The 21,624-nt window shown below is 72.7% G+C and carries 24 protein-coding genes and 1 pseudogene; 17 read left to right on the top strand and 8 right to left on the bottom strand.

All coding sequences use genetic code 11. From position 1 onward, the window contains the following. Positions 1 to 10: 10 nt before the first annotated feature. The 3 genes from GQF42_RS20785 to GQF42_RS20795 are packed head-to-tail and all read left to right on the top strand — an operon-like array spanning position 11 to position 2,101. The gene (locus GQF42_RS20785) at positions 11 to 490 is read left to right on the top strand and encodes a DUF2771 domain-containing protein (protein WP_158922080.1); all 480 of its coding nucleotides are present in this window, start codon (positions 11 to 13) and stop codon (positions 488 to 490) included. Beyond that, positions 460 to 1,263 (top strand): futalosine hydrolase, encoded by an 804-nt coding sequence (locus GQF42_RS20790; RefSeq protein WP_158922082.1) that lies wholly within the window; start codon positions 460 to 462, stop codon positions 1,261 to 1,263. Before GQF42_RS20785 ends, GQF42_RS20790 begins: the two co-directional genes overlap by 31 nt. Beyond that, positions 1,235 to 2,101 carry a 1,4-dihydroxy-6-naphthoate synthase gene (locus GQF42_RS20795; protein ID WP_158922084.1) on the top strand — a complete coding sequence of 289 codons (867 nt, stop codon included), beginning with the start codon at positions 1,235 to 1,237 and terminating at the stop codon, positions 2,099 to 2,101. The genes GQF42_RS20790 and GQF42_RS20795 overlap by 29 nt, the downstream gene beginning before the upstream one ends. A 6-nt stretch (positions 2,102 to 2,107) precedes the next feature. Here GQF42_RS20795 and GQF42_RS47285 read toward each other — a convergent pair whose 3' ends face one another. Then, entirely contained in the window at positions 2,108 to 2,491 is a 384-nt protein-coding gene (locus GQF42_RS47285; protein WP_158922086.1) for a cold-shock protein, read from the bottom strand. Between the two features lie 176 nt (positions 2,492 to 2,667). Here GQF42_RS47285 and GQF42_RS20805 point away from each other — a divergent pair, with 176 nt between their 5' ends. Continuing rightward, a complete protein-coding gene (locus tag GQF42_RS20805) occupies positions 2,668 to 2,922 on the top strand; it encodes a hypothetical protein (protein WP_158922088.1) in 255 nt (84 codons plus the stop codon). Here GQF42_RS20805 and GQF42_RS20810 read toward each other — a convergent pair. Together GQF42_RS20810 and GQF42_RS20815 are read right to left on the bottom strand one after the other, a co-directional pair. Continuing rightward, entirely contained in the window at positions 2,895 to 3,524 is a 630-nt protein-coding gene (locus GQF42_RS20810; RefSeq protein ID WP_158922090.1) for an HAD family hydrolase, read from the bottom strand. The two genes, GQF42_RS20805 and GQF42_RS20810, sit on opposite strands and share 28 nt — an antisense overlap. A 79-nt stretch (positions 3,525 to 3,603) precedes the next feature. Beyond that, the gene (locus tag GQF42_RS20815) at positions 3,604 to 4,674 is read right to left on the bottom strand and encodes a hypothetical protein (RefSeq protein WP_158922092.1); all 1,071 of its coding nucleotides are present in this window, start codon (positions 4,672 to 4,674) and stop codon (positions 3,604 to 3,606) included. A 127-nt stretch (positions 4,675 to 4,801) separates the two neighbouring features. On the opposite strand from GQF42_RS20815, the gene GQF42_RS20820 reads away from it, so the two are divergent. Together GQF42_RS20820 and GQF42_RS20825 are read left to right on the top strand one after the other, a co-directional pair. Next, positions 4,802 to 7,351 (top strand): helicase-associated domain-containing protein, encoded by a 2,550-nt coding sequence (locus GQF42_RS20820; RefSeq protein ID WP_158922094.1) that lies wholly within the window; start codon positions 4,802 to 4,804, stop codon positions 7,349 to 7,351. A gap of 86 nt (positions 7,352 to 7,437) precedes the next feature. Continuing rightward, positions 7,438 to 9,081, top strand: a complete 1,644-nt coding sequence (locus tag GQF42_RS20825) for a DNA repair helicase XPB (RefSeq protein ID WP_158922096.1) — start codon at positions 7,438 to 7,440, stop codon at positions 9,079 to 9,081. A gap of 24 nt (positions 9,082 to 9,105) precedes the next feature. Here GQF42_RS20825 and GQF42_RS20830 read toward each other — a convergent pair whose 3' ends face one another. After that, positions 9,106 to 9,294 carry a hypothetical protein gene (locus GQF42_RS20830; RefSeq protein ID WP_158922098.1) on the bottom strand — a complete coding sequence of 63 codons (189 nt, stop codon included), beginning with the start codon at positions 9,292 to 9,294 and terminating at the stop codon, positions 9,106 to 9,108. 351 nt (positions 9,295 to 9,645) lie between these two features. On the opposite strand from GQF42_RS20830, the gene GQF42_RS20835 reads away from it, so the two are divergent. Continuing rightward, the gene (locus tag GQF42_RS20835; protein ID WP_158922100.1) at positions 9,646 to 11,715 is read left to right on the top strand and encodes a HelD family protein; all 2,070 of its coding nucleotides are present in this window, start codon (positions 9,646 to 9,648) and stop codon (positions 11,713 to 11,715) included. 42 nt (positions 11,716 to 11,757) lie between these two features. Continuing rightward, positions 11,758 to 12,411, top strand: a complete 654-nt coding sequence (locus tag GQF42_RS20840; protein WP_158922102.1) for a hypothetical protein — start codon at positions 11,758 to 11,760, stop codon at positions 12,409 to 12,411. A 274-nt stretch (positions 12,412 to 12,685) separates the two neighbouring features. On the opposite strand, the gene GQF42_RS20845 is transcribed toward GQF42_RS20840, so the two are convergent. After that, positions 12,686 to 13,387, bottom strand: a complete 702-nt coding sequence (locus tag GQF42_RS20845) for a copper homeostasis protein CutC (RefSeq protein WP_158922104.1) — start codon at positions 13,385 to 13,387, stop codon at positions 12,686 to 12,688. 116 nt (positions 13,388 to 13,503) lie between these two features. Between GQF42_RS20845 and GQF42_RS20850 the strand changes: the two genes are divergently transcribed. Continuing rightward, positions 13,504 to 14,148, top strand: coding sequence for an HD domain-containing protein (locus GQF42_RS20850; protein WP_158922106.1), 645 nt, complete (start codon positions 13,504 to 13,506; stop codon positions 14,146 to 14,148). A gap of 27 nt (positions 14,149 to 14,175) precedes the next feature. Continuing rightward, positions 14,176 to 15,279 (top strand): GNAT family N-acetyltransferase, encoded by a 1,104-nt coding sequence (locus GQF42_RS20855; RefSeq protein WP_233273404.1) that lies wholly within the window; start codon positions 14,176 to 14,178, stop codon positions 15,277 to 15,279. Here GQF42_RS20855 and GQF42_RS20860 read toward each other — a convergent pair. Then, positions 15,261 to 15,542, bottom strand: coding sequence for a DUF4031 domain-containing protein (locus GQF42_RS20860; RefSeq protein WP_158922108.1), 282 nt, complete (start codon positions 15,540 to 15,542; stop codon positions 15,261 to 15,263). The genes GQF42_RS20855 and GQF42_RS20860 overlap by 19 nt on opposite strands. Beyond that, positions 15,539 to 15,922, bottom strand: a complete 384-nt coding sequence (locus tag GQF42_RS20865; protein ID WP_158922110.1) for a hypothetical protein — start codon at positions 15,920 to 15,922, stop codon at positions 15,539 to 15,541. Before GQF42_RS20865 ends, GQF42_RS20860 begins: the two co-directional genes overlap by 4 nt. Before the next feature lie 56 nt (positions 15,923 to 15,978). On the opposite strand from GQF42_RS20865, the gene GQF42_RS20870 reads away from it, so the two are divergent. The 5 genes from GQF42_RS20870 (at position 15,979) to GQF42_RS20890 (ending at position 19,952) form a co-directional block, all read left to right on the top strand. Continuing rightward, on the top strand, positions 15,979 to 16,884 hold the full coding sequence (locus tag GQF42_RS20870) for a MurR/RpiR family transcriptional regulator (protein ID WP_158922112.1): 906 nt from the start codon (positions 15,979 to 15,981) through the stop codon (positions 16,882 to 16,884). Positions 16,885 to 16,960: 76 nt separating this feature from the next. Beyond that, a complete protein-coding gene (gene murQ / locus GQF42_RS20875; protein ID WP_158922114.1) occupies positions 16,961 to 17,884 on the top strand; it encodes an N-acetylmuramic acid 6-phosphate etherase in 924 nt (307 codons plus the stop codon). A 16-nt stretch (positions 17,885 to 17,900) separates the two neighbouring features. Next, entirely contained in the window at positions 17,901 to 19,358 is a 1,458-nt protein-coding gene (locus GQF42_RS20880; RefSeq protein ID WP_158922116.1) for a PTS transporter subunit EIIC, read from the top strand. Between the two features lie 5 nt (positions 19,359 to 19,363). Next, positions 19,364 to 19,690, top strand: coding sequence for a hypothetical protein (locus GQF42_RS20885; RefSeq protein WP_158922118.1), 327 nt, complete (start codon positions 19,364 to 19,366; stop codon positions 19,688 to 19,690). A gap of 88 nt (positions 19,691 to 19,778) precedes the next feature. Continuing rightward, entirely contained in the window at positions 19,779 to 19,952 is a 174-nt protein-coding gene (locus GQF42_RS20890) for a helix-turn-helix domain-containing protein (protein WP_199273077.1), read from the top strand. Positions 19,953 to 20,051: 99 nt separating this feature from the next. On the opposite strand, the pseudogene GQF42_RS20895 reads toward GQF42_RS20890, so the two are convergent. Then, positions 20,052 to 20,231: pseudogene (locus tag GQF42_RS20895) on the bottom strand (hypothetical protein); the annotation flags it as partial. A gap of 110 nt (positions 20,232 to 20,341) precedes the next feature. On the opposite strand from GQF42_RS20895, the gene GQF42_RS20900 reads away from it, so the two are divergent. After that, positions 20,342 to 21,181, top strand: coding sequence for a helix-turn-helix domain-containing protein (locus GQF42_RS20900; RefSeq protein ID WP_158922122.1), 840 nt, complete (start codon positions 20,342 to 20,344; stop codon positions 21,179 to 21,181). Beyond that, positions 21,165 to 21,362 carry a DUF397 domain-containing protein gene (locus GQF42_RS20905; RefSeq protein ID WP_158922124.1) on the top strand — a complete coding sequence of 66 codons (198 nt, stop codon included), beginning with the start codon at positions 21,165 to 21,167 and terminating at the stop codon, positions 21,360 to 21,362. Before GQF42_RS20900 ends, GQF42_RS20905 begins: the two co-directional genes overlap by 17 nt. The last annotated feature ends 262 nt before the right edge of the window (positions 21,363 to 21,624 follow it).

A 21,624-nucleotide genomic window follows, 5' to 3' on the forward strand; every position in this document is an offset into this window, starting at 1 on the left:
ACCTTCGGCCATGACCACGCTGCAATCCGCTGTGCGACGCCGCCGCGCCGTCGCCGCTGCCGGCGCCGTTTCCGCTGGACTGCTCCTGCTCTCGGCCTGTGAGAAACCGACGCCGGTCGCGACGATCACCGTCGGCCGAAGCTCGGTCAACTCCGAGGCCCTCTGCTACAACGACGGCAACGCGCTGGACGCCAACTCGCTGGCGAAGTGCGCCAAGAAGGTGAACGACGTCAAGTCGATCACGGTGGACACGGACGACACGGTCCGCTTCGGTGTCGACCCGAAGATCGCGGACGCCGGCTGGGTCATCCTGGTGAACGGCCGCCAGTTCACCGACTCCAGCAAGAAGACGTACCGCACGATCCCGGGCAGCGCGTTCTTCAACGCCCAGTACGGCACCCAGGGCGACACCAACACGGTCTCCATCCAGATGGGAACCAGCAGCCCGGGCAAGGGCCTGTGGTCCTTCAAGCTGAAGAAGGCGTCCTGACCACGTCTTCCCCACGTGTCCTCGTAGCCACCGCGGTACCCGCCGAACGGGACGCGGTGGCACGGGCGTTCTCCGGAGCCGGCACGAAGGCCGGGGCCGGGACGGGCCTCGAAGGCCTCACGGAGATACGGCTGCCCGGCGCGGCCGTGTGCCGCGCTGCCGCCGGCTGGGATCTGCTCGCCGCCGGGGTCGGCCCGGCCCGTGCCGCCGCCTCCGCCGCGGCCGCCCTCACCGCCGCCGCCCTCGACGGCACCCCCTACGACCTGGTCGTCTCGGCCGGGATCGGCGGCGGCTTCGCGCCGCACGCGCCCGTCGGCTCGCTCGTCGTCGCCGACGCGATCACCGTGGCGGACCTGGGCGCCGAGACCGCCGACGGCTTCCTCGCCGTCACCGAACTGGGCTTCGGCACCGTCACCCATCGCACGCCGGAATCACTCGTGCGGGTCGCGTCCGCGGCCACCGGCGCCCGTACCGGCCCGATCCTCACCGTCTCCACCGTCACCGGCACCGCCGCCCGCGCCGACGCCCTGCGCGCCCGGCACCCCGGCGCGCTCGCCGAGGGCATGGAGGGATTCGGCATCGCGGAGGCCGCCGCCGCGCACGGGGTGCCGGTGCTGGAGATCCGCGCGATCTCCAACCCGGTCGGCCCACGCGACCGCGCCGCGTGGCGCATCGGCGACGCGCTCACCGCACTCACCGCAGCGTTCGGGAACCTCGCCCCCGTACTGGAGAGTTGGAACGCACATGACGCACACGACGCACACGACCGGTGAGCCTGTGAAGATCGCGTACTCCCCCTGCCCGAACGACACCTTCGTCTTCGACGCCCTCGCCCACGGCCGCGTCCCCGGCGCCCCCGCGCTCGACGTGACCTTCGCCGACATCGACATCACCAACGGCATGGCGGAGCGCGGCGAGTTCGACGTGCTGAAGGTGTCGTACGCCGTCCTGCCGTACGTCCTCGGCGAGTACGCGCTGCTGCCGTGCGGCGGTGCGCTGGGCCGCGGCTGCGGGCCGCTGGTGCTCACCCGCGAGGAGGGCGTCGATCTGACGGGCCGTACGGTCGCGGTGCCCAGTGAGAAGTCGACCGCCTATCTCCTCTTCCGCCTCTGGGCGGCCGACACGCTCCCCGCAGGGGTCGGCGAGATCGTCGTCATGCCGTTCCACGAGATCATGCCGGCCGTGCGGGACGGCAAGGTGGACGCCGGACTGGTCATCCACGAGGCCCGCTTCACGTACCAGAACTACGGGCTGCACAAGCTCGCCGACATGGGCGAGCACTGGGAGCGGACCACCGGGCTGCCGATCCCGCTGGGCGCGATCATCGCCAAGCGCTCGCTGGGCGAGGAGGCGCTCACCCGGCTCGCCGACGCCATCCGCGCCTCCGTACGGGCCGCCTGGGACGACCCCGAGGTCTCCAGGCCGTACGTCATGGAGCACGCCCAGGAGATGGACCCGGCCGTGGCGGACCAGCACATCGGGCTGTACGTCAACGAGTTCACCGCCGACCTCGGCGAGGACGGCTACGCGGCGATCCGCGGACTGCTCACACGCGCGGCGGCCGAGGGGCTGCTGCCGCCCCTCGGCCCGGATGCGCTCGCTTTCCCCTGACGGGTCCTAGACGTCCAGCTGGTCGGCGACCGCCCGCAGCAGGCCGGCGATCTTCTTGCCGGAGGCCTTGTCCGGGTAACGGCCCTTCTCGAGCATCGGCGTGATGTTCTCGAGAAGGGTCGTCAGGTCCTGCACGATCGAGGCCAGCTCGTCGGGCTTCTTGCGCTGGGCGGCGGCGACGGACGGCGTCGGGTCGAGCACAGTCACCGAAAGTGCCTGGTCACCGCGCTGACCGGCGACAACGCCGAACTCCACGCGCTGTCCCGGCTTGAGTACGTCGACTCCGGCGGGGAGAACCGAGGAATGGACGAAGACGTCACCGCCGTCGTCGCGGGAGAGAAAGCCGAAGCCCTTCTCGCTGTTGAACCACTTGACCTTGCCGGTAGGCACGTCTGTCCTCGTCCTCGTATGTCGTCGGGAAAACTACTCAGGAAACGGCTCTTGATAGCACTGGAGCGGGTCGACCGTGACCCGCCCATACCAAGCGCTACCAAGGCTAATGGTCTTCCAGCGGGTGACAAGACGTCCCCCGGTTGTTCTCTGCGGCTGGGAACTACCCTGGTCCGGTGCGTGACAAAACCCAAACGAATTCCGCCGCACCCGGTGACCGACTGATCCGCACCGGTGCCATCGTCTTCTTCATCGGTGCCCTGGCCACCCTCGTCACGGTGGCTCCGCTGTTCCTCGGCGCCAAGCCATTTCCGACATACATGTACCTGTTGAGCATGCTCATGGGCGTCGGTTTCGTGCTCGCGGGCGCCGGGGTGCTCGTGTCGGTGACGGCCGGACGGCGTCAGGCGCGGGCCGCCGCCGAGCGGTAGCCCGCGAGCCAGCCCGGGAACGCCTGCAGGTCGTCCAGCACGACACCCGCTCCGGCCGCGCGCAGTTCGTCGGCCGGACAGGGGCCGGTGGCCACGGCGACGGACAGGGCACCCGCCGTGCGGGCCCCGCGCACGTCGCCGACGTGGTCGCCGACGTACACGGTGGCGCCGTACTCGCGCAGCGCCTGCGCCTTCTGCTCGGCCCACAGGTCACCCACGACCACGTCGGGCTCGATGCCGAGGTGCGCCAGGTGCAGCTTGGCGTTCGGCTCGTACTTCGCCGTGACGACCATGGTCCGCCCGCCGGCCGCCCGCACCGCGGCCATGGCCTCACGGGCGCCGGCCATGGCGGGGGTCGCGGCGATGGCGATCGTCGGGTACATCTCCCGGTACAGGTCGGCCATCGCGGGGATCTGCTCCTCGGGGTACCAGTTGACCAGCTCTTCCACGAGCGGCGGCCCCAGCCGCGTCACCGCCAGATCGGCGTCGATGTACGTCCCCGTCCGCTCCGACAGGGCCAGGTAGCAGGCGTGGATGCCCGGGCGGGAGTCGATGAGGGTCATGTCGAGGTCGAAACCGACGGTGAAAGTCATATGCGCCATTGTGCCGGGTGCCTCCCGACGGGCCTGCGCCGCGCGGTTCCCCCCGCTCCTGCGGGGCGCTCTCCTCCTGCGGGGCGCTTCACCTCCGCCGCTGCGACCGCCACACCAGGTACAGCGCCGAGGCGATCGCCGCCCCCCTGACCACCCACGGCCAGGTCCCCGAGACCGCGTCCCCCATGTGCCCCTGAGCGATCGGCTGCCCCCAGCGCCCGCTGTCCCGCCCCCACAGCCACACCAGACCGGCCGCAACCGCCGTGCCGGGCAGGATCATCACCGCCGTCCTGGTCTCCGTGGGCGTCAGCCGCCTGGAGCCGTACGCGATCACCCAGCCGAGCAGCAGCGCGAACCAGTTCCCGAGCACCGCGCCCGCGACCAGCGCGGCGGCGGCCAGCAGCAGGAGGGGGTTGGTCCAGCCGGCGGCGGGGCGCGGCAGGAGGCGGCGGCGCCGGGCGGGCTCGGCCTCGACTGCGTCCGCCTCCGGCTCGGCCGCGGACTCCGGCGCCGCCGCCTGCCCGGTGCTCTGCGTCTGCTTCGGCTCCGTCTCCCCCGGCGGGCGCCTGAGCAGTTCCGGGATCTCCACACCGCCGACGAACCCCGGCACCGAGTCGGTCTCGGCCCCGCCGCCGAAGGGACCGCCGCCGAGCCGCCACCAGTCGGGGCGGGTCGCGCTGTCACCGAGTTCGTGGGCGGCGGCGAGATGCGGCGGGGACGGTGCGTCGCGCGGGACGGCGGGTCCGGGCTCGGGGTCGGCGGGGCGCTGGCGGGGGACGACCCGGCGCAGGCCCTTGGGCCGTTCCCGGCCCTCGGTGTCCGCCCGCCCCGGCTTGCGCCCGCGTGCCGCGGGCCCTGCGGAAGGCTCGGGCCGTACGGGCTGTTCGGGCACGGCGGCGGACGACTGCGGGAACCGGCCAAGGGTGCCGGAGGTGCCGCCCGCCGCCTCCACGACCTCGTCCGGGCTGCCCAGCCGTTCCAGGATGCGGCGGACGGCGGCGGGAGAGTCCACCGTCACCTTGGCCCGGTGCCGGTCGATCTCGCCCCGCAGCTCGGACACGAGCCGCATCCGTGTGGACGACGGCAGCTGCCGCTGCTGAGCGATGTCCCCGACACGGCTCAGGTACTCGTAGACGACCTGGTCGCTCTCGATCCCCAACGGAAACCCCTCCGGGGCGACGGCGATGGAACCCCGTGAGGACGGTAGCGCAGAGCGGCGTCAAGAAGCCCGTGACCGGGGTCCGGTGGCAGGACCGCCGGGGACGGCACCCGCTACCGTGGGTCAGATGAGCCAAGCGGCCCACCCAGCTCCCCGTTCCCTGGCGGAAGCACTGCGCGCCAGGGACGACGCCTCGCTGTCCGCGCTCCTGCGCAGCCGGCCCGACCTCATCACGCCGGTCCCGACCGACCTCACCCAGCTGGCCACCCGCGCCGGCACCCGCGCCTCGGTGCTGCGCGCGCTGGAGCGGCTGGACCGGTTCGCGCTGCAGACGGCGGAGGCGCTGGCCGTGGCCCCGGACCCGGCGCCGTACGGCGCCCTGCACGGGCTGATGGCCGGTGACGCGGGCGACGAGACGGTGGCCGCGGCGCTGCCGCGTGCCCTCGCCACGCTGCGCGAGCAGGCGCTGGTCTGGGGTGACGACGAGCGGCTGCGGCTGGTCCGCACGGCCCGTGAACTCCTCGCGCCGTCCGCGCAGCACCCCTCCCCTACCGGGCTCGGGCCCTCCGTGCAGGAGGCGTCCTCGGGCATGTCGCCCGGCCGGATCCAGCAGATCGTGGCGACGGCCGGGCTGCCGTCGACGCACGACGCGGTGTCCGCCGTGGCCGCGCTCACCGCGCTGTTCGGCAACCGCAGGAAGATGGCGAAGCTGCTCGCCGGGGCCCCGGAGGGCGCCCGCGAGGTGCTCGACCGGCTGGTGTGGGGGCCGCCGTACGGGCAGGTCACCCCGGATCCGGCCGCACATCTGCGCTGGCTGCTCGACCGGGGCCTGCTGCTGCCGACCGCGCCCGGCACGGTCGTCCTGCCCCGCGAGGTGGCCCTGCGGCTGCGCGAAGGCCGCGCGCACCGAACGCCCGAGCCGCTGCCGCCGGCCGTGGAACCGGCGGCGGTCCACAGCCCGCAGGTGGTGGACGCGACGGCGGCCGGGCAGGCGTACACCGCGCTCGCGACCGTCGAGGAGCTGCTGAAGGACTGGGACGAGGGCGGCCCGGCGGTGCTGCGGGCGGGCGGCCTGAGCGTGCGCGACCTCAAGCGCACGGCCGTCGCCCTGGACGTGGCGGAGCCGGTCGCCGCGTTCTGGGTGGAACTGGCGTACGCGGCCGGCCTGATCGCCTCCGACGGCGAGGCCGACGAGCGGTACGCGGCCACGCCCGCCTACGACGAGTGGCTGGAGCAGCCCGCCGCCGAGCGCTGGGCCCGGCTCGCCGAGACCTGGCTGGCGGTCACCCGGACGCCGGGGCTGGTGGGCGGGCGGGACGCGAAGGACCGTACGCTCTCCGCGCTCGGCCCGGGCCTGGACCGCTCGGCCGCCTCCGAGGTACGGCACCGGGTGCTGGTCCTGCTGGCCGGGCTGCCGACCGGCACGGCCCCGGACACCGGGTCGGTCCTGGCCCGGCTGCGCTGGGAACGGCCCCTGCGCGGCCCTCGGCACGACGGCGAGGAGGACCTGCGCTCCCGGCTGGCCCGCTGGACCCTGTCGGAGGCGGAGCTGCTGGGGATCACCGGCCGGGGCGCGCTGTCGGCACACGGCCGCACGCTGCTGGGCGCACCGACGGCGTCCGCGGCCACGGCGCCCGCGGACGAGGAGGCGGGCCCGGGCGCCAAGCTCCCGGTCCATCACCACCACGCGCCCGCTCCCGCCCCGCTCTCCGCCACGGAGCAGGCGGTGGCGACGGCCGCCGCCGCGCGCGTCCTCGCCCCGCTCCTGCCCGAACCCCTGGACCACGTCCTGCTCCAGGCCGACCTGACGGCGGTGGCGCCGGGACCGCTGCGGCGCCCGCTCGCCGACACGCTGGGTGTGCTCGCGGACGTCGAGTCGAAGGGCGGGGCGACGGTCTACCGCTTCACGCCCGCCTCGGTCCGCCGTGCCCTGGACGCCGGCCGCACCGCCACCGACCTGCACGCCTTCCTCGCCGAGCACTCCCGTACGCCGGTCCCGCAGCCGCTCGCGTACCTGATCGACGACGTGGCCCGCAGGCACGGTCATCTGCGGGTGGGCGCGGCCTCGGCGTACGTGCGCTGCGACGACGACACCCTGCTGAACGAGATCCTGGCCGACAAGCGCTCCGCCCCGCTGCGGCTGCGCCGGCTCGCGCCGACCGTGCTGGCCGCCCAGTCCGACCCGGCGGCGCTGCTGGAAGGGCTGCGCGCGATGGGCTACGCACCGGCCGCCGAGTCCGCCGAGGGCGACGTGCTGATCGCCCGCGCCCATGCCCACCGCACCCCGCCGCGCACCGCCCCCGAGCCGGTCCCGGACGGCCCGCCGCCGCCCGATGCCACGCTTCTCACGGCGGCGATCCGGGCCATCCGGGCCGGTGACCTCGCCGCGACCACGCCGCGCAAACCCGCCGGGACGGCCGCCGGCGCCCCGCCGGCGGCCGGCGAGCTGCCCCGCACGTCCTCCGCGGAGACCCTGGCCACCATGCAGGCGGCCGTCCTGACCGGCGGCGCCCTGTGGATCGGCTACGTCAACGCCGAGGGCTCCGCCACCCAGCGCGTCATCGCCCCGGTCCGCGTCGAGGGCGGCTTCGTCACGGCGTACGACCACACGGCGGACGAGGTACGCACCTATCCCCTGCACCGGATCACGGGAGTGGCGGAGCTGGCGGAGGACTGACCCGCTCACCGACCCGCTCGGGCGGCGGATGCGGCAGACTGGACGTTTGGCCGCAGTGAAGGCCGTAGTGGAAAGGTGTGCCGCCCGTGAACGGACCGCTGATCGTCCAGTCCGACAAGACCCTGCTCCTGGAAGTCGACCACGAGCGGGCCGACGACTGCCGGCGTGCCATCGCGCCGTTCGCCGAGCTGGAGCGGGCTCCGGAGCACATCCACACCTACCGGGTCACGCCGCTCGGACTGTGGAACGCGCGCGCGGCCGGGCACGATGCCGAGCAGGTCGTGGACGCGCTGGTGCAGTACAGCCGGTATCCGGTGCCGCACGCGCTGCTGGTCGACATCGCCGAGACCATGGACCGCTACGGCCGCCTGACCCTGTCCAAGCACCCCGCGCACGGGCTCGTGCTCAGCACCACCGACCGGCCGGTGCTGGAGGAGGTGCTCAAGTCCAGGCGGATCGTCCCGCTGGTCGGGGCGCGGATCGACCAGGACACGGTCGTGGTGCACCCCTCCGAGCGCGGGCAGATCAAGCAGGTGCTGCTCAAGCTGGGCTGGCCGGCCGAGGACCTCGCCGGGTACGTCGACGGCGAGGCGCACCCGATCGAGCTGCTCGAGGACGGCTGGACCCTGCGGCCCTACCAGAAGCAGGCCGTGGAGAACTTCTGGCACGGCGGCAGCGGGGTCGTCGTGCTGCCCTGTGGCGCCGGGAAGACGCTGGTCGGGGCGGGGTCCATGGCCCAGGCCAAGTCGACCACCCTCATTCTCGTCACCAACACCGTCTCGGCCCGGCAGTGGAAGCACGAGCTGGTGAAGCGGACGTCGCTGACCGAGGACGAGATCGGCGAGTACAGCGGGACGAAGAAGGAGATCCGGCCGGTCACCATCGCCACGTACCAGGTGCTGACCACGAAGCGGAAGGGTGTCTACCCGCATCTGGAGCTGTTCGACTCCCGGGACTGGGGGCTGATCGTCTACGACGAGGTGCATCTGCTGCCGGCTCCCGTCTTCAAGTTCACCGCCGATCTGCAGGCCCGGCGCCGGCTGGGGCTGACGGCCACGCTCGTCCGTGAGGACGGCCGTGAGTCCGACGTGTTCTCCCTCATCGGGCCCAAGCGGTTCGACGCGCCCTGGAAGGAGATCGAGGCGCAGGGGTACATCGCGCCCGCCGACTGTGTCGAGGTGCGGGTGAATCTGACCGACTCCGAGCGGCTGGCGTACGCCACCGCCGAGACGGAGGAGAAGTATCGCTTCTGTGCGACGACGGACACCAAGCGGAAGGTGACCGAGGCGATCGTGCGCCGGTTCGCCGGCCAGCAGATCCTCGTCATCGGGCAGTACATCGACCAACTCGACGAGCTGGGCGAGCACTTGAACGCCCCCGTCATCAAGGGCGAGACCTCCAACGCGCAGCGTGAGAAGCTCTTCGACGCCTTCCGTGAGGGCGAGATCAGCGTGCTGGTCGTCTCGAAGGTCGCGAACTTCTCCATCGACCTGCCCGAGGCGACGGTCGCCATCCAGGTGTCGGGCACCTTCGGCTCCCGGCAGGAGGAGGCACAGCGCCTCGGCCGGGTGCTGCGTCCCAAGGCCGACGGCCACCAGGCGCACTTCTACTCGGTCGTCGCCCGCGACACCATCGACCAGGACTTCGCCGCCCACCGCCAGCGCTTCCTGGCCGAACAGGGCTACGCCTACCGGATCGTGGACGCCGACGAGATCCTGGCGGAGGGCTGAGCCGACGGCGGGCCGACCGGGCGGTCACCGACGGTGTATGCCCGCCTCCTCGCCGTACTCGCCGAGGAGCACGACGTTGAACGCCGCTTGCGCGAACACCTTGATCGCGCGCAGGGCGTTGCCGAGCGGGTGGTGATGGGGGCCGTCCGTCGCCGTGGCACCGGACGGGGGCCGGGCCGGGGACGGGGACGGGGAGATGGTTGCTGCGCTCATGCCTCCATGGTGGATCCCCGGACACATCGCCCGCATCGGTCTCCGGAGCCAATCCCGGACGTCTGCGACTAGGCCTGCGGATGGACACGGACGGCCCCCGCCCCCTACGTCAGGGATCACGTGCCCCCTAGGGGACGGTGGGAGGGGGAGCCGGACGGGGCGCGGCGCAGAAGGAGGCAACAGGGCGCGGCGGAGCGGGGAATTCACCGGCGGAAAATCCATTGGCTCCTTCCTCGCCCCCTCACCTACAATCTCCGCTCTTGCCCGCCTCCCCCCAGCGGAGTGCCGTCGCCCGGTCGGAAACCGTGCGGCTTCGTCGTAGTCACCCAGCAGGCCGACCGGAGGCATCCCTTGTCCACGCCCGCCCATGAGCCGCCACCAGCCCCCCTCGCCCGGGAGCGCGCCCACCTGAGCGCGTCCCGTGGCGCGCTGCGCGCCATGCGCGAGGACGTGGAGGCGCTGGACATCAAGGACGTCACCGCGAACTGGGTGAACGCCGAGGTGCTGGCCCGCCAGATCGACGAGCGGATCAAGGCGCTGGCCGACCTCAGCGACACCCCGCTGTTCTTCGGGCGGCTCGACTATCTGCACGCTCCGGGCGCGGACCGGGCCGAGGGCGCCGAGGGCGAGCAGTTCTACATCGGGCGCCGGCATGTGCACGACGCCGACGGCGACCCCATGGTCATCGACTGGCGGGCCCCGGTCTCGCAGCCGTTCTACCGGGCGTCCAAGAAGAACCCGATGGACGTCGGGCTGCGCCGCCGTTTCGGCTACACCGGCGGCGACCTCACGGCGTACGAGGACGAGCACCTGTCCGACCCGGCCGAGACGGCCACCACCAGCAAGCTGCTCCAGCAGGAGATCGAGCGGCCGCGCGTCGGCCCCATGCGGGACATCGTCGCCACCATCCAGCCCGAGCAGGACGAGATCGTCCGCTCCGGCCTGTCCGGCACGGTGTGTGTGCAGGGAGGGCCGGGCACCGGGAAGACCGCGGTAGGCCTGCACCGGGTCGCCTACCTCCTCTACGCCCACCGGGAGCGGCTGGCCCGCACCGGCACCCTCGTCATCGGACCGAACAGGTCCTTCCTGCACTACATCGAGCAAGTTCTCCCGGCGCTGGGCGAGTTGGCCGTGCAGCAGGCCACCGTGGACGACCTGGTGGCGCGCGGGGAGGTGGTACGCGGCACGGACGAGGCGGCGGCGGCCGTGGTCAAGGGCGACGCCCGGATGGCCGAGGTGCTGCGCCGGGCCCTGTACGCGCACGTCAGCATGCCGACGGAGCCGGTGGTGGTGGTGCGCGGCTCCCGCCGCTGGCGGGTGGCGGCGCACGAACTCGAGGACGTTGTAAAGGAGTTGCTGCAGCGCGACATCCGTTACGGCGCCGCCCGCGAGGCCCTGCCGCAGCGGATCGCGCACGCGGTGCTGGTGCAGATGGAGCGGTCCGGGGAGGCGCCGGACGACCGGGTGCAGGACGCGGTGGCCCGCAACACCGCGGTCAAGGCGGCCGTGAAGGCGCTCTGGCCGGCCGTCGACCCGGCGAAGCTGGTGCTGCGTCTGCTGACGGACGCGGACTTCCTCGCCGAGCATGCCGAGGGGGTCCTCGACGAGGACGAGCAGAAGACGATCCTGTGGGACCGGCCAGTGCGCAGCGTGAAGTCCGCCAAGTGGTCGTCGGCGGACGCGGTGCTGATCGACGAGGCGGCCGATCTGATCCAGCGCACCCACTCGCTCGGCCATGTCGTCCTGGACGAGGCGCAGGATCTGTCCCCCATGCAGTACCGCGCGGTGGGCCGCCGCTGCAGCACCGGCAGCGCGACCGTCCTCGGCGACCTGGCCCAGGGCACGACCCCGTGGGCGACCCGGAGCTGGGACGAGGCGCTGGGTCATCTCGGCAAGCGCGAGGGCGTGATCGAGGAGCTGACGGCCGGTTTCCGTGTGCCGACGGACGTCATCACGTACGCCTCCCGGCTCCTGCCGCACATCGCGCCGGGCCTCACTCCGGTCGCCTCGGTCCGTGAGAACCCCGGCTTCTTCGAGGTTCGTACGGCGACGCGGACCGCCGAAGTCGTCGCGGCCTGCGAGGAGTTGCTGCGCAACGAGGGCTCGACGGGCCTGATCGCCGCCGATGCCCGCATCCCGGCCCTGGCCGAGGCCCTGACGGCAGCGGGGCTCGCCCATCTCGCCCCCGGTGCGGAGACCACCCGCGAGACCCGCCTCACCCTGGTCCCGGCGTCCCTCGCCAAGGGCCTCGAGTACGACTACGTGGTCCTGGACGAGCCCCAGGCGGTGGTGGACGGCGAGCCGGACGAGCGGACGGGGCTGCGGCGGCTGTACGTGGCCCTCACCCGGGCGGTCTCGGGTCTGATCGTGACCCACGCGGCACCGCTGCCCGCGCAACTCACGGAGAAGAACGGTGAGTAGGGTGCTGATCCGTTCCGCCTCGTCCCCATGGAAGGGTCTCCGTTGAGCACACCGCCGTCCCCGCATCCCGCCTACCCGCAGGCACCCGGGCCGTACCCGCAGCAGCCGGCTCCGTACCAGCAGGCGCCCGGGCCGTATGCGCAGGCACCTGGGGCGTACCAGCAGCCCGCGCCCGGGCCGTACCCGCCCCAGCAGGCACCCGGCGGCTACGGCCAGCCCACTCCGTACCAGCAGGCCCCTTACCAGCAGGCTCCGTACCAGCAGGCCCCCGGCGCCCACCCTGCCGCCGCCCCCGCTCCCGGCGGCCCCGGGTGCGAGGTGTGCGGAGCCGCGCCCGCCGCACAGATGAGGATCCGCGGCCACCAGGGCATGCTGATCGTGATGCGCAACCTGTGGCGGAAGGGCACCTTCTGCCACACCTGTGGGCTCGCCGTCTTCCGGAAGATGCAGTCGGACACCATGGCGCAGGGCTGGTGGGGTCCGATGTCGATGATCATCACGCCCATCACGCTGCTGATCAACCTGTTCACCCTGTCCAAGATCCGCAAACTCCCCGCGCCGATGGCCCCCCTGGGCCCCGGCCTGGACCCGGGCCGCCCGGTGCTGCGCCGCCCGGCCGGAATGTTCGGCCTGATCCCGCTCACGGGCTTCACGGTGACGTTCCTCTTCGTCCTGGCGGTACTCGCGACGGCGTGACGATGCCGGTCGGGCCGGACGGGTCCGGACGGGTCCGGACGGGCCGATCGGGTCGGACGGGCCGATCGGGTCGGACTGGCCCGGTCAGGCCGGTCAGGCCGATCGAGCAGGCCAAGGCCGATCGGATCACTCGAGCCCCGTCGAGCCGGACAGGGCCGATCGGCCAGGTCGAGCAGGTCGGGGCAGTCGGGTCGGTCGGGGCCGGGCCGAGTACGGACCGGTCGGGGCCGGACCGGTCGGGGCCGGGCCGAGTACGGACCGGTCGGGGTCGGGTCTACTCCCCGTCCAGCGCCCTGCGCCACTCCCGTACAGCCTCCTCGGAGACCGGTCCCTGCCACCCGGAGGGCCGGGCCGCGCCGCCGATGTGGAATGCGTCGATCCCCGCGTTCCGCAGCGGCCGCACGTGCTCCAACTGCAGTCCTCCGCCCACGAGGAGCGTCTGGTCGTACCCCGGCTCGCCCCGGCGCCCGGCCTCCGCGACCAGCGTGGGCAGCCCCTCGCCCACCCCTGCCGCGGCGCCCGCCGTGAGGTAGGTGTCCAGTCCGGGCAGGTCGGCGAGTTGCTTGCGCAGGGCGTCGCGGTCGGCGGCGCGGTCGATCGCCCGGTGGAAGGTCCAGGCACAGCCGTCCAGCGCGCCGACCACCCGCTCCACCGCCGCCAGGTCGACCGCTCCGGTCGTGTCGAGGAATCCGAGCACGAACTGGTCGGCGCCCGCGTCCCGCATCGCGTGCGCCGCCCGGACCAGCCTGTCGACGTCCTCGGCGGATCCGGCGGCGAAGCCGTCCGCCAGCCGGAGCATCACGCGCAGATCGATGTCGACGGCGGCCCGGATGCCGGCGACGGTGGCGGGCGCGGGGGTGAGCCCGTCGGCCGCCATCTCGGTGACCAGCTCGAGGCGGTCCGCGCCTCCCGCCTGGGCGGCGACCGCGTCCCCGACGTCGAGCGCGATCACCTCCAGGACTGCACGCTTGCTCATGGCACCCCATTCATCGGCCGCTGACAGGTCTCAACAAGGTCTACAGGTCTAGTCCAATTCCAAGACTACGCCCACCTACCCGGCACACCGCACGGCACACCGGCGAGAATGAGCCCATGGCCGACCTCGACGCCCTGCGCCTCCGCTTCGCCCGCGCCCTGGAAGCCGCCCGCGCCCCCGGCGGCGGCCCCGACCCGGCGCCGTACGCCGACAACCTGCTCGCCCGCTGGCAGGAGCCGCAGCGCCGGTACCACGCGGTGGCCCACCTGACCGCGGTGCTCGATCACATCGACGTACTCCAGGGGCATGCCGCGGACCCGGACGTCGTGCGCCTGGCCGCCTGGTTCCACGACGCCGTCTACCTGCCCGAGCGGTCCGAGAACGAAGAACGCTCGGCACGGCTCGCCGAACGCGCGCTGGGCGAGGCGGGCGTACCGGAGGCGAAGACGGCCGAGGTGGCCCGCCTGGTCCGGCTCACCGTCACACACGCCCCGGCCGCGGCCGACCCCGACGGCCAGGTGCTGTGCGACGCGGACCTCGCGATCCTGGCCGCGCCCCCGTCGGCGTACGCCGCCTACACCGCCGAGGTCCGCGAGGAGTACCACTTCGTGCCGAACGACGCGTTCCGCGCGGGCCGTTCGGCGGTTCTGCGCCAACTCCTCGATCTGCCAAGGCTGTTCCACACCCGGCACGGGCAGGAGCACTGGGAGGCCACCGCCCGCTACAACCTCGGTTCCGAGCTGGAATTGCTGTCGACCTGAGGCCGCCGCTTCCCTAGAGTGCGCCTCATGCGAACGATCAACGGGGATGACGTGAACAAGGCCGTCGCGAGCTGTGTGGCGGCGCTGCGGCCGACGGTGGACCGGGACTGGACGGCCGTCAACGCCGGGCGGCTGGAATGGAGTTGCCGGCAGACGGCCGAGCACGTCGCGAGCGATCTCATCGCCTATGCGGGCCAGTTGGCCGGCCGCGCCCAGGACGCGTACGTCCCCTTCGACATCACCCTCGACGAGGGCACCGGCAACGCCGGTCTCCTGCACGTGATCGAGGCGACCGGCGCGCTGCTCGCCGCCGCCGTCCGCACCACCGCGCCCGGTGTGCGCGCTTTCCACCCCTACCCGTTCCGCAGTGCCGACCGTGAGGGCTTCGCGGCGATGGGCATCGCCGAGGTACTGCTGCACACGCATGACATCGCCGAGGGCCTCGAACTCGCCTACACCCCGGACGAGGATCTGGCCGAGTCCGTCCTGACCTGGCTCTTCCCGCACGTCCAGCCCGGCCCCGCGGCCTGGCCGACCCTGCTGTGGGCCACCGGCCGCGGCGAGCTGCCCGGCCGCGCCCCGGTCACCGACTGGCGCTGGCGCAACAACCTCACCCTGCCCGCCGAGCGCGTCACGCTCACCGGCCTGCGCCCGGCCGCCGCCCGCGATCTGCGCCTCGGTGGCGACGGCGGCCTGGACTGGATCGAGGGCGGCCCGTACGAGGGCACCCGGGACGCCTCCGGCTTTCTGGTGAAGGCGTACGAAGCAGGCGTGCACCGGCCGGAGTTCGGGGTCTTCGCGCTCGTCCGGCACGAGGACGGCCGCGCCGTCGGCGGCATCGGCTTCCACGGCGTCCCGGACGAGCACGGCTGGGTGGAGATCGGCTACGACCTCGCCGAGGGCGCCCGGGGCCGGGGCTACGCCACCGAGGCGCTGCGCACGCTGGCGGACTGGGCGCTGGCCCGGGACGACGTCGAGATGGTGTTCGCGACCATCGAGCACACCAACGTCCCCTCCCAGCGCGTGGCGTCCCGGGCCGGGTTCGCCCGGGCGACCGTGGAGGAGGAGCGCCTCGCCCACGCCGAGCACGGCCTGGAGGACGGGCTCCAGCTCTACATCCGCCGGGCCTGAGCCCCCTGGCGCTTGCGCCGGCGCAGCCCGGAGGCGTGCAGCAGCCGCACCACCTCACGGCTGCCGACCTCGAGCGCCCCGGCCGCCACCGCGTCCGCGTACCGGTGCGCCGGAAGGTCGTAGTGGTCGCCGTCGAAGGCGCGTCTCGGCACGTCCAGCTTCTGGGCGAACGCGTGGAGTTCGTCGTAGGACACATCGCTGACCAGGTGTGACCACATGCGCCCGTGCCCCGGCCAGGTGGGCGGGTCGATGTACAGGGTCACGACGAGATCGTTCCGCCGGTGGCCGAGCCCAGTGAGCCCACCGCCGCGACCTTCACGCCCGCCTTGTGGCAGACCCAGTGCGGGTCGGGGCCCAGCTCCGGCTCCACGTCGAGGGCGTGCGGGTCGCCCGAGCCGCACACCGGGCACAGCGGCCAGCGGCCGTACCGCTCCAGCAGCGCGTCCTGCACGTCCTGCGCGATCAGCCCGGCGACATAGGTCGCGCCCTGCGGCCACTGCTCGACCCACCAGCGCCGCCCCGCGACCGAGTCCTCGACCAGCGAGACCACGTCCGCGTGCGCGACCTCGCCCGCGACGAGATCGGCGAGCACGAGGGCACGGGCGGTGTGCAAGGCCTGTTCAACGGGACTGATGGGCTCCATACAACCCATTGTGCGCACTCTTGACCGGCGCACCGAACCGAAAATATCTTTCATTCGTGACCCAGGACGTGAAGGAAATTTTCGGCAGTCCGGGCGGTTCCCTCGCCGCGAAGGTGCGCACCCTCGCCCCTTCCATGACCAGGTCCATGCAGCGCGTCGCCGAGGCCGTCGCGGGCGACCCGGCCGGCTGCGCCGCCCTCACGGTCACCGGCCTCGCCGAACTGACCGGCACCAGCGAGGCCACGGTCGTGCGCACCGCCCGCCTGCTCGGCTATCCGGGTTACCGGGACCTGCGGCTCGCCCTCGCCGGGCTGGCCGCGCAGCAGCAGTCGGGCCGGGCACCGGCCATCACGACCGACATCGCGGTGGACGACCCCATCGCCGACGTCGTCACCAAGCTGGCCTACGAGGAGCAGCAGACCCTCGCCGACACCGCCGCCGGGCTCGACACCGCCCAGCTGGGCGCCGCCGTCACCGCGCTGGCCGCCGCCCGCCGCACCGACGTCTACGGCATCGGCGCCTCCGGCCTCGTCGCCCAGGACCTCACCCAGAAGCTCCTGCGCATCGGCCTCATAGCGCACGCCCACAGCGACCCGCACCTCGCGGTGACCAACGCGGTGCAGCTCCGCTCGGGCGACGTGGCGATCGCGATCACCCACTCCGGCACGACGGGGGACGTCATCGAGCCGTTGCGGGTCGCGTTCGAGCACGGGGCCACGACGGTGGCCATCACCGGCCGGCCGGACGCGCCGGTCACCCAGTACGCCGACCACGTACTGACCACGTCCACCTCACGGGAGAGCGAGCTGCGACCGGCCGCGATGTCCTCGCGGACCAGTCAACTGCTCGTGGTGGACTGCCTGTTCGTGGGAGTGGCCCAGCGGACGTACGAGACGGCGGCGCCCGCGCTGGCCGCGTCGTACGAGGCGCTGGCCCATCGGCATCGCACCAGCCCCAGGTGAGTCACCCTCCAGGTGAGTCCCCCGGGTGAGCACAGCACGCACAACGGCACCCAGACCTGAGAGAGCCGCCCCCCCCATGACCTCCCATGACCTGCGCAGTCAGCTGGCTTCCCTGACCACCGAAGCCTTCCGTCCCGAACTCGCCGACATCGACCGCCTGTCCACCCTCGACATCGCCCGCCTGATGAACGGCGAGGACGCCACCGTGCCCACGGCCGTCGCCGCCCAGCTTCCCCGGATCTCCGCCGCCATCGACGCCGTGGCCGAGCGGATGGCCCGCGGCGGACGGCTGATCTACGCCGGTGCCGGTACCGCCGGACGGCTCGGCGTCCTGGACGCCTCCGAGTGCCCGCCCACCTTCAACACCGATCCCGCCCAGGTCGTCGGTCTGATCGCGGGCGGACCCCCTGCCATGGTCACCTCGGTGGAGGGCGCCGAGGACTCCGGGGAGCTGGCCCGCCAGGACCTGGACGCCCTGAAGGTCACGGCCGATGACACCGTTGTCGGCGTCTCCGCCTCCGGCCGAACCCCCTACGCCGTCGGCGCGGTCGAGCACGCCCGGGCGGTGGGCGCACTGACGATCGGCCTGGCCTGCAACGAGCACAGCGCGCTCGCGGCGGCGGCCGAGCACGGCATCGAGGTGGTCGTGGGCCCCGAGCTGATCACGGGCTCGACGCGGCTGAAGGCGGGCACCGCGCAGAAGCTGGTCCTGAACATGCTCTCGACCATCACGATGATCCGGCTCGGCAAGACCTACGGAAACCTGATGGTCGACGTCCGCGCCTCGAACGACAAGCTCCGCGCCCGCTCCCGCCGGATCGTCTCCCTGGCCACGGGAGCGGGCGACGACGAGATCGAGCGGGCCCTCGCCGAGTCCGGCGGCGAGGTGAAGCACGCGATCCTCTCCCTCCTCGCCGACGTCGACGGCCCAACCGCCGCCCGCCTTCTGGAGGAGTCCGGCGGCCATCTGCGTGCCGCGCTGGCGCACGCGGCCCGCTGACCCGCACGCTCGGGGCGTGCGCATCGACCCCGCCTCCACCGCGACCGCCGTCCTCACCCGGGTCGGCGGCCCGGCCAACGTCACCTCCGTGACCCACTGCATGACCCGCCTGCGCCTGACCCTCGCCGACCCGGCGGCGGCGGACGCGGAGGGCCTTAGGGCGGTGCCCGGCGTGCTGGGCCTGGTGTCCGCCGGGCCCAGCTGGCAGATCGTGCTCGGGCCGGGGGTGGTCGGGGAGGTCACGCAGGAGGTGGCGCAGCGGGTCACCACCGGGCCGCCGGAGGAGCCCTCGGAGGAGTCCGCGGAGGAGCCCTCGGAAAAGCCCTCGGCAGAGGCCTCGGGAAAGCCCCTGGAAGCGCCCTCGGCAGAAGGGCCGGTGAAGGCCGCCCTGCGCCGGGTGGCGAACGTCTTCGTCCCGCTCGTCCCCGCCCTGATCGGCTGCGGCATCCTCGCGGGCCTCAACGGCCTGCTGCTGAACACCGGTTGGCTGCCCGGCCTCACCCCCGCCCTGTCCGCGATCGCCTCCGCCTTCCTCGCCCTGATCGCGGTGTTCGTCGGCATCAACACGGCACGCGAGTTCGGCGGCACCCCGGTGCTCGGCGGAGCCGTCGCGGCCGTGGTGGTGTATCCGGGCGTGGCGAAGGTGACGGCGTTCGGGGCGCACCTGGCACCGGGCCAGGGCGGAGTGCTCGGCGCGCTGGCGGCGGCCCTGCTCGCCACCCGCGTGGAGAAGTGGGTACGCGGCCGGGTCCCGGGCGCACTGGACGTCCTGCTCACCCCCACCGTCACCGTGCTCGTGCCCGGCCTGGTGACGCTGTACGGCCTGATGTACGCCGCCGGCACGCTGGCGACGGCGATCGGCACGGCGGCGAACTGGCTGCTGACCACCGCCGGAGCGGGCGCCGGACTGCTCCTGGGCGGTCTCTTCCTGCCCCTGGTCATGCTGGGCCTGCACCAGGCCCTCATCCCCATCCACACCACGCTGATCGAGCAGCAGGGCTACACGGTCCTGCTCCCACTGCTGGCCATGGCGGGCGCGGGCCAGGTGGGCGCGGCCCTCGCGGTCTACGTCCGCCTGCGCCACGACACGTCCTTGCGTACGACGATCAGGTCGGCGCTCCCCGCAGGCCTGCTGGGCGTGGGCGAACCCCTGATCTACGGCGTCTGTCTCCCCCTGGGCCGCCCCTTCCTGACGGCCTGCGCGGGCGGGGCGGCGGGCGGGGCGTTCGTCGGCTTCTTCGCGATGCTCGGCACCAAGGTGGGCGCGACCGCGATCGGCCCTTCGGGCTGGGCGTTGTTCCCGCTGCTGACGGGCAACAGGGGCGCGGGAGCGGCGATGGCGATCTACGCCGGTGGCCTGCTGACCGGATACGCGGTGGGCTTCGCGGCGACGTATCTCTTCGGCCTGCCGCGCCGGCCGGACCGGTCACTCCCGCGTGACGCACGGCCGTTGCCGGTCGTTCCCCTGGCATGACGACCATGAAGCTCCTTGCCACGGCCGCCCTCACCGCCGCCTCCGCCGCCGCCCTGGCCGCCCCCGCCCACGCGGACACCCACCCCCACTCCCACTCCACCACCCCCGCACCCGCATCCGCATCCGCCGCGGTCCACGACAACGGCCACTGGACGATCTCCGGGACCGCGAAGTGCGCCGACGACCTCGCGGTGGTCCCGGTGCTCAAGGAGGTCTCGCCGCTGCCGCTGCGCGACACCGCCCCCGCGTGCGGAGAGGGCAGCCTGATCCACCAGGGCCCCCGCGGCCACCAGGGTCCGCACGGCAACCAGGGTCCGCACGCCAACCACTGAGGGACTCACCCGCTTTCCAGCCCGCCGGGCCGGTCTCGTCAGCGGTCATGGACTTGTCGAATATCGATATGCTCCGCCCGTCGTCAACCTGTCCGTGCTGAAGAACGGGCGGGCCAAGGCCATCCGCTTCTCGACCCTGTCGAGGATCTGCGAGGTCCTGCGGTGCCAGCCGGGAGACCTGATCACCCACGACCCCACTGAGCCGGCCCAGGTCCTGTCGTCAAACTCCCGCCTGCCCTGCGGGCGGACGGCGGGAGTTTGACGACAGGACCTGGAGCCGACCACCGCGGCCTCAGCGGCTGCGCCGCTCCCGGTTCACCTGCCGCACCTTGACCCGCAGTTCCTCGGCGACGGGCATCGCCTTGAGCACGTCCGTCAGCCGCTCGGCGGTGCGGACGTTGCAACGCCCCAGGTCCACCAGCGCGAAGGGCTCGTCACTGGCGCCGGTCACCGGGTCGACCCGCAGCGACGGCAACAGGACCCCGACCCCGGCGAGCGCGTCCCGCAGCGACTCCACGATGTCCTCGGTCGTACGCAGCATGCCCTACCTCCACAGTGAGTTCCGCTTCCGCTACACAGAGTGGTCGACAGGTCGCTAGCCTGGCCAGACAGGGCGCCCCAACAATCCGAGCTGTGTGACAGGGAGTCGCTATGGCAGGCCCGAAGGACCTCGATCCGTCCTCCTCACCCCGCGCCATGCTGGGCGCCGAGTTACGTCACGCCCGTGAGCGGAAGGGGATCAGCCAGGAGCAGCTGGGCCAACTGCTCTTCGTGAGCGGTTCGTTCATCGGGCAGCTGGAGTCGGGGACGCGGCGGATGCAGTGGGAGTACGCGCGGATGCTGGACGAAGCCCTGGGGACGGACGGCTTCTTCCAGCGGAACTGCGGAGCAGCAGCCAAGTCGAAGTACGAGGAGCCCTTCGAGGAGGCAGCCGAGGCGGAGGCGCAGGCCACGGCTATCAGGGAGTACGCACCGCTCCTGATCCCCGGATTGCTCCAGACACCCGCGTACGCACGGGCTGCGAACCGTGCGTACGACCCGACAGTGCCGGAGGAGACCGTCGAGGAGTGGACGGAAGGCCGGATGGAGCGGATCCGTCTGCTCGACCATCCAACAAAGCCATTGTTGTGGACAGTGCTTGACGAGGCGTCGTTGCGCCGGGAGACCGGCGGTCGAAAGGTAATGGCGGAGGCCTTGCACCACATCTCCGGGCTGGCCCGGCGAAACCGGGTCATCATGCAGGTTCTGCCACTCGGCGCGGGCGCACATGCGGCGATGCAGGGCGCCGTCAAGCTGATGGAGTTCACGGACGCCCCTCCGCTGGTCTACTTCGAGGGGGTCCGCACCGGGCGCCTGGAGGACGACCCGGCCACCGTCGCCCAGCTGAGGTTCACGTTCGACCTCCTTGTGGCCTCCGCGCTCTCGCGGGAGAAGTCCCTGGTCCTGATTGAGGAGTTGGCGCAGGATTACGCGCATGAGGAACACCCCTGACTACGACCCGAGCACGGCCGTATGGAGCAAGTCCAGCTACAGCCAAGGCGGCAACAACTGTCTGGAAGTCGCCGACGGCCACCCCACCCTCGTCCCCGTCCGAGACTCGAAGACCCCCCACGGCCCAAAGCTCTTCTTCAGCTCGGCCGCGTGGGCTGCGTTCACCTCGTCCCTCAGGTAGCCGTCCCGAAGCTCAAGCCCCGAGCCCCCAGCCCCGAGCGCCCTTTTCAAGGAATGGGTGGAGGGCCTCAACCCGCCCTCCCACCCCACGATTGACCTGACGCGTTCGACTTGCGACACAGAGTCACGAGGCTCTGGCGTGCGGCCATGAGCAAACGGCCCCCGCCGGTGCGCCAACACCGCGCAGGGGCCTGACCTACAAGGAAGGCCACTACCTGCAGTCCCCCCGGCTACCCCTGGGGCGCTACCGTCGAACTGCCGGC

The organism is Streptomyces broussonetiae (assembly GCF_009796285.1).
GTDB classification, from domain to species: domain Bacteria; phylum Actinomycetota; class Actinomycetes; order Streptomycetales; family Streptomycetaceae; genus Streptomyces; species Streptomyces broussonetiae.